Origin of the sequence: Nocardioides sp. Root151 (genome assembly GCF_001427925.1) — a bacterium.
Lineage (GTDB): Bacteria > Actinomycetota > Actinomycetes > Propionibacteriales > Nocardioidaceae > Nocardioides.
Window position 1 is genome coordinate 1,248,028 of sequence record NZ_LMGG01000001.1, and the last position, 6,354, is coordinate 1,254,381.

Annotated in this window: 6 protein-coding genes; all 6 read right to left on the bottom strand. The window is 69.9% G+C overall.

Features of this window, described 5'->3' with window-relative positions; translation table 11 throughout:
* Position 1: 1 nt before the first annotated feature.
* A complete protein-coding gene (folE, locus tag ASD66_RS05920; protein WP_056890291.1) occupies positions 2 to 616 on the bottom strand; it encodes a GTP cyclohydrolase I FolE in 615 nt (204 codons plus the stop codon).
* Positions 613 to 2,634 (bottom strand): ATP-dependent zinc metalloprotease FtsH, encoded by a 2,022-nt coding sequence (gene ftsH, locus ASD66_RS05925; RefSeq protein WP_082564168.1) that lies wholly within the window; start codon positions 2,632 to 2,634, stop codon positions 613 to 615. Before ftsH ends, folE begins: the two co-directional genes overlap by 4 nt.
* A 100-nt stretch (positions 2,635 to 2,734) precedes the next feature.
* Complete coding sequence (gene hpt / locus ASD66_RS05930; protein ID WP_056688802.1) at positions 2,735 to 3,286, bottom strand: hypoxanthine phosphoribosyltransferase; 552 nt, start codon at positions 3,284 to 3,286, stop codon at positions 2,735 to 2,737.
* 48 nt (positions 3,287 to 3,334) lie between these two features.
* On the bottom strand, positions 3,335 to 4,174 hold the full coding sequence (locus tag ASD66_RS05935; RefSeq protein ID WP_056890292.1) for a VOC family protein: 840 nt from the start codon (positions 4,172 to 4,174) through the stop codon (positions 3,335 to 3,337).
* Positions 4,175 to 4,242: 68 nt separating this feature from the next.
* Positions 4,243 to 5,217, bottom strand: a complete 975-nt coding sequence (gene tilS / locus ASD66_RS05940; protein ID WP_056890293.1) for a tRNA lysidine(34) synthetase TilS — start codon at positions 5,215 to 5,217, stop codon at positions 4,243 to 4,245.
* The gene (locus ASD66_RS05945) at positions 5,214 to 6,245 is read right to left on the bottom strand and encodes a zinc-dependent metalloprotease (RefSeq protein ID WP_235529972.1); all 1,032 of its coding nucleotides are present in this window, start codon (positions 6,243 to 6,245) and stop codon (positions 5,214 to 5,216) included. The genes tilS and ASD66_RS05945 overlap by 4 nt, the downstream gene beginning before the upstream one ends.
* Positions 6,246 to 6,354 lie beyond the last annotated feature (109 nt).

Below are 6,354 nucleotides of genomic sequence, written 5' to 3' on the forward strand. Positions count from 1 at the left end.
TTCACCTTCTGCTGTGGATCAGCGCCATGGCCTCGGAGCGGGTGGCGGCGTTGTGCATCTGTCCGCGAACCGCCGAGGTGATGGTGCGGGCGCCGGCCTTGCGGACCCCGCGCATGGTCATGCAGAGGTGCTCGGCCTCGATCACCACGATCACGCCGCGGGCCTCGAGGATCTCCATGAGCGCGTCGGCGATCTGGGTGGTCAGGCGCTCCTGCACCTGCGGGCGCTTGGCGTAGACGTCGACCAGGCGGGCCAGCTTCGACAGGCCGGTGATCTTGCCGGTCTCGGCCGGGATGTAGCCGACGTGGGCCACGCCGGTGAACGGCACCAGGTGGTGCTCGCACATCGACCACAGCTCGATGTCGCGCACCAGCACCATCTCGTCGTGGCCGATGTCGAAGGTGGTGGTCAGCACGTCGGCCGGCGTCTGGCGCAGACCTGCGGTCATCTCGGCGTACGCCCTGGCCACCCGGGCCGGCGTGTCACGCAGGCCCTCGCGCTCGGGGTCCTCGCCGATCGCGGCCAGCAGCTCGCGGACGGCCTTCTCCGCGCGGTCGTGGTCGAAGTCCGGAACACTGGCCGGGTCAGGGTTCACGCCGCCGAAGGGCGCGATCATGCCTGGTCTCCGCCTTCGTTCTGACTCGGGAGACCACCCGCCGGCGGGGTCGAGCTGTGGGGGGTTGCCAGGTCGGGGTCCGCGGACTCGGGTACGTCGGACTGTGCCGACGCCGGCACGCTGACCGGCGGCAGCGTCGAGGGCTGGCGGTGCGGGGAGCCCGTCCATGCCGGCCGCACCGGGCGGCGACGCAGCGGCACGAAGACCTCGGCGACCTCGGCCTTGTCGAGCGTCTCGCGCTCCATCAGGGCGAGCACCAGCGCGTCGAGGACGTCGCGGTTCTCCTCGAGGATGTCGAAGGCCTCCTGGTGGGCCTGGGCGAGGAACTTCTTGGTCTCCTCGTCGACGATCGCGGCGACGTCCTCGGAGTAGTTGCGGGTGTGGCCCATGTCGCGGCCCAGGAACGGCTCGCCCTGCGGCTCACCCAGCTGGATCGCACCGAGGCGGTCGGTCATGCCGTACTGGGTGACCATCGCGCGGGCCAGGCTGGTGGCCTTCTCGATGTCGTTGCCCGCGCCCGTGGTCGGGTCGTGGAAGACCATCTCCTCGGCGGCCCGGCCGCCGAGCATGTAGGCCAGCTTGTCGAGCATCTCGGAACGGGTCTGGGAGTACTTGTCCTCGTCGGGCAGCACCATCGTGTAGCCCAGCGCGCGTCCGCGGGGCAGGATCGTGATCTTGTGCACCGGGTCGGTGCCGGGCAGGGCCGCGGCGACCAGGGCGTGTCCGCCCTCGTGGTAGGCGGTGATGAGCTTCTCCTTCTCGCTCATCAGGCGGGTGCGGCGCTGCGGGCCCGCGACCACGCGGTCGATCGCCTCGTCGAGGGAGGAGTCGGTGATCACCTTCTCGTTGAGGCGGGCGGTCAGCAGGGCCGCCTCGTTGAGCACGTTGGCCAGGTCGGCGCCGGTGAAGCCGGGCGTACGGCGAGCCACGCTGAGCAGGTCGACGTCGGGACCCATCGGCTTGCCGCGCGAGTGGACCTTGAGGATCTGGTGGCGACCGTTGAGGTCGGGGGCGTCGACGCCGATCTGGCGGTCGAAACGGCCGGGACGCAGCAGCGCCGGGTCGAGCACGTCGGGCCGGTTGGTGGCCGCGATCAGGATGACCCCGCCGCGGACGTCGAAGCCGTCCATCTCGACGAGGAGCTGGTTGAGGGTCTGCTCGCGCTCGTCGTGACCGCCGCCCATGCCGGCGCCACGGTGGCGACCGACGGCGTCGATCTCGTCGATGAAGACGATGGCCGGGGCGTTCTCCTTGGCCTGCTCGAAGAGGTCGCGGACGCGGCTGGCGCCGACACCCACGAACATCTCGACGAAGTCGGAGCCGGAGATGGAGTAGAACGGCACGCCCGCCTCGCCGGCGACCGCACGGGCCAGCAGGGTCTTGCCGGTGCCGGGAGGGCCGTAGAGCAGCACACCCTTGGGGATCTTGGCGCCGACGGCCTGGAACTTGGCCGGCTCCTGGAGGAACTCCTTGATCTCGCCGAGCTCCTCGATCGCCTCCTCGCAGCCCGCCACGTCGGCGAACGTGGACTTCGGCATGTCCTTGGAGATCAGCTTGGCCTTGGACTTGCCGAACTGCATCACCTTGCCGCCACCGCCCTGCACGCTGTTCATCAGGAAGATGAAGAGCAGGATGATCAGCGCGAACGGCAGCAGCGTCGCGAGGAGCTGGCCGATGAAGCTGGGCTGCGGGTTCTCGGAGTTCGACTTCTCGATCGTGCCCTTGTCGACCTGCTCGCGGGCCATCTTGATGAGGTCGTTCTGCTGGCCGTTGACCCAGTGGGTGACGACCTTGCGGCCGCCGTCACGGTCGACGTCGTCGTCCAGGGTTGCGCGGATCTCCTGGTCGTTGTCGAGGAAGGTGATCTCCTTGACCTCGCCGGTGCTGATGTATTTCTCCATCTGCGACGTCTGCACCTCGTCGTACCCACCATTGGGCGCGAGGTATTGCAGGCCGAGCAGTACGGCGACGACGGCCAGGACGATCCAGAGCCAGGGACCCTTGAATATGCGCTTCACAGACTTCTCTCGGGACAGCTCAGCACGTCGTCTGAGCGGTGACCATGTGAGGTTTGACGGTACATGGTCGCAGAAAGTCGGCCGCGATCAGGAGGGTCCGTCAGGAGTACACGTGCGGTGCGAGCGTGCCGATGTCACGCAGGTTGCGGTAGCGCTCCTTGAAGTCGAGGCCGTAGCCCACGACGAACTCGTTGGGGATGTCCCAGCCGACGTACTTCGGCTCGACCGGCATGGCCAGGGCCTCCGGCTTGCGCAGCAGGGTGGCGATCTCGACGCTGGCCGGGCTGCGGCTGCTCAGGTTGGAGATCAGCCAGCTCAGCGTCAGGCCGGTGTCGATGATCTCGTCGACGACCAGCACGTGACGGCCGGAGATGTCGGTGTCGAGGTCCTTGAGGATGCGGACCACGCCGCTCGACTTCGTGCCGGATCCGTAGGAGCTCACCGCCATCCAGTCCATCTCGACGTGGATCGGCAACGAGCGGGCCAGGTCGGCCATCACCATCACCGCACCGCGCAGCACGCCCACCATGAGGACGTCCTTGCCCTCGTAGTCGGCCGCGATGACGTCTGCCATCTCCTGCACCTTGGCCTGGATCTGTTCCTCGGTGAAGAGGATGTTGACCAGATCGCTCTCGACGTGGGCGGAATCCATGGGCGTCAGACTGCCACATGCCCCTACTGCTCTGAGGGTCGACCCGGACTACGCCGGCGGGACGAACTGGCTCGCGGTGAAGACGGCGCCCTGAGGATCACGGATCACGGCGGCGCGCACCCACGGCAGGTCCACCGGTCCCTGTACCACCTCGGCCCCCAGCTCGGAGGCCCGGGCGACGACGGCGTCGGCGTCGTCGACCGCGAAGGTCACGCCCCAGTGCGTCGCGGTGTCGGCGTCGTCCTCCGGAATCGGGGAGAGCGCGGCGACCACCTCGTCGAAGCGGGCGGGCGCCCCCATCTCGGCCTGGCGCTCACGGTTGCCCGGGTTCCGCTGCTCGAGGAAGTCGCCGTACGCCGGCAGCGCCCACATCTGGCCGTCACCCACGCCGATGACGTCCCAGCCGAACACCGCGCCGTAGAACGCCCCCGCCGCTGCGGAGTCGCGGGTGTGCAGGTCGTTGAAGTTCAGCGACCCGTGGGCGTTGACCCGTTCCGCGCCGCGGTTCTCCCGGGGTTGCCACAACCCGAGGAGCGCACCTTCGGCGTCGCGGACGGTCGCCGTACGCCCGACGCCGCCGTCAGGGCCGAGATCGACCGGTGCCGCGACGACCTCTCCTCCCGCCGACTTCGCGCGGGCGACGGCCGCGTCGGCGTCGTCCACCCACACGTAGGAGTTCCAGGCCGCGGGCTCGCCCTCACCCGAGCCGATGGCGGCCACGGTCTCGCCCTCGAGTCGGGCGTAGGCGTAGCGCACCGGCGCGCTCGGTGGCGTGCGCTCCTCGAACTCCCAGCCGAAGAGCCCTCCGTAGAACGCCATCGCGGCGTCGACGTCGGGCGGGGTCAGGTCGATCCAGCAGGGGACGCCGGCAATGTATCGGTCGCTCATCGTTTGCTCCTGGTTGTCGGTGGTCGGTCCCGGACCACGCTAGGAGCGATTCAGGCCATTCTCCGGCCTCAATCCGTCAGGAACGCCAGATGCCCGTCCCGGCGTACGGCGCGCAGGTGGCCGGGGAGGTCGATCCACCTCTGGCCGCGCCAGTCGGTGATCAAGGCGTCGATGGCGCGCACGTGCTCGTGGAACAGCTCCGACCCGATCGCTCCGGCGTCGAGTGCCGCGAGCCTCAGGACACGGGTGCGCAGCGGGCCGGGCAACGCGGCCAGCTCGTCGACCGGCAGCCCCTCCGGGACCTGGTCGCGCAGGCGGTCGTACGCCGCGTCGGCGAGCCCGTCGAGGTACTCCATGTCCGGGCGGACGAGGTCGGCCGTGCGGGCCAGCGCCACCGCCACCCCCGGGCCCAGCTCGGACTCCAGCACCGGCAACACGGTGTGCCGCACCCGCACCCGGGTGAAACGAGGGTCGGTGTTGTGCGGGTCGTGCCAGACGTCGATGCCCTCGGCCTCGCAGGCGGCGGTGGTGTCGGCACGCGAGACGTCGAGCAACGGCCGGGCGAAACCGTCGAAGGATCGCCGCATCCCTGCAATGGCGCGACCTCCCGACCCGCGGGCCAGCCCGAGCAGGACGGTCTCCGCCTGGTCGTCACGGGTGTGGCCGAGCAACACGGTCGCGGCGCCGAGGTGCTCGGCCATCTGCTCCAGCACGCCGTAGCGCGCCTCCCGGGCCGCCGCCTCCGGGCCGCCCTCGGAACTGACCGTGACGCGCGCCGAGACCGTCTCGTCGGCACCCAGCTCCGCCATCTGTCGTACGACGACCGCGGCCCGACCGGCTGATCCGTCCTGCAGCCCGTGGTCGACAGTGGCGCCCACGACCCGCAGCGACATCTTGTGGCCCTCGAAGACCGCGGCGGCCAACAGGGCGAGCGAGTCGGCACCCCCGGAGCAGGCCACGACCACCGTCGTACCCGGCGCGAGAGGTTCCAGGGTCCGGCGTACGACCAACCGGACGGCGGCCACCGCCGGGTGGAGCGTCATCCGTGGACCCGGGCCACCCAAGCGGTGGGGTCTTCGATCTCGGCCTTCGACGGGAGGTTCTCCGGGGACTCCCACACGGCGTTGAAGCCGTCCATGTCGACCTTCTCGATGACGGCGCGGACGAAGGCGGCGCCGTCGCGGTACTGGGCCATCTTCGCATCGAGGCCGAGCAGGCGGCGCAGGATGCGGTCGAGCGGGCCGACGCCCTTGCGGCGCTGGTTGAAGCGGCGCCTGATCTTGCCGACGCTCGGGATCACCTCGGGACCGACGCCGTCCATCACCACGTCGGCGTGGCCCTCGAGCAGCGACATCACCCCGGTGACGCGGTCGATCACCTCGCGCTGCTCGGGCGTGCTCATCATGTCGAGCAGGCTGCCGCCCTTGCCGCGCATGGACTCCCCGAGCCGCTTGACGCCCTCCTCGAGGGTCTTGCCGACCTCGATCGAGTCGGCCAGCGTGGTCATCTGGGCGAAGAGGTGGTCACGCATCCACGGCACGGCCGTGAACTGCACGCGGTGGGTCTCCTCATGGAGGCAGACCCACAGGCGGAAGTCGGTCGGGTCGACGTCGAGCTCGCGCTCGACGTGCACGATGTTGGGGGCGACCAGCAGGAGGCGTCCGCTGGGGTCGAAGAACGGGTCGAACTGCCCGAGCACCTTGCCGCCCATGAAGCCGAGCACCAGGCCGACCTCGGCGCCGGTGATGCGCGAGCCGATCGCCTGGCCCAGCACTCCCGGTGACTTCTTCTCGGAGAGCTTCTCCACGATCGGCGACAGGATCGTGGCGAAGCTGTCGGCGTTCGCACGGATCCAGCCCGGTCGGTCGACGACCAGCACCGGGGCGGTGCGTTCGGCCGCGGCCAGGCCGGTGAAGTCACGCACCAACCCCGTGGAGCGGTTGGCGTCGGCGCGCAGCTCCTCGACCGCGTCGGCGGCGGCCCGCGTGGAGATCTCCGGCCCGTCACCGGCCAGCCGTGAGCCGATGCGTACGGCGAGGTCCCAGTCGATCATCGACGGCGCGTCAGTCATGCGGCGAGCCTAGCCGGGCACGACGAAGGAGTGCCCGGCGTGGCGAGCCGGGTCGAGCAGGCGCGCGGCTGAGGAACGAAGCCGCGACCGCCGTGTCGAGACACCAGTG

Bases quoted from the DNA above. Each gene is read 5' to 3' on its own strand.
- ASD66_RS05935 (WP_056890292.1), bottom strand. From the start codon at position 4,174: ATGAGCGACCGATACATTGCCGGCGTCCCCTGCTGGATCGACCTGACC.
- ASD66_RS05945 (WP_235529972.1), bottom strand. From the start codon at position 6,245: ATGACTGACGCGCCGTCGATGATCGACTGGGACCTCGCCGTACGCATC.
- hpt (WP_056688802.1), bottom strand. From the start codon at position 3,286: ATGGATTCCGCCCACGTCGAGAGCGATCTGGTCAACATCCTCTTCACC.
- tilS (WP_056890293.1), bottom strand. From the start codon at position 5,217: ATGACGCTCCACCCGGCGGTGGCCGCCGTCCGGTTGGTCGTACGCCGG.
- folE (WP_056890291.1), bottom strand. From the start codon at position 616: ATGATCGCGCCCTTCGGCGGCGTGAACCCTGACCCGGCCAGTGTTCCG.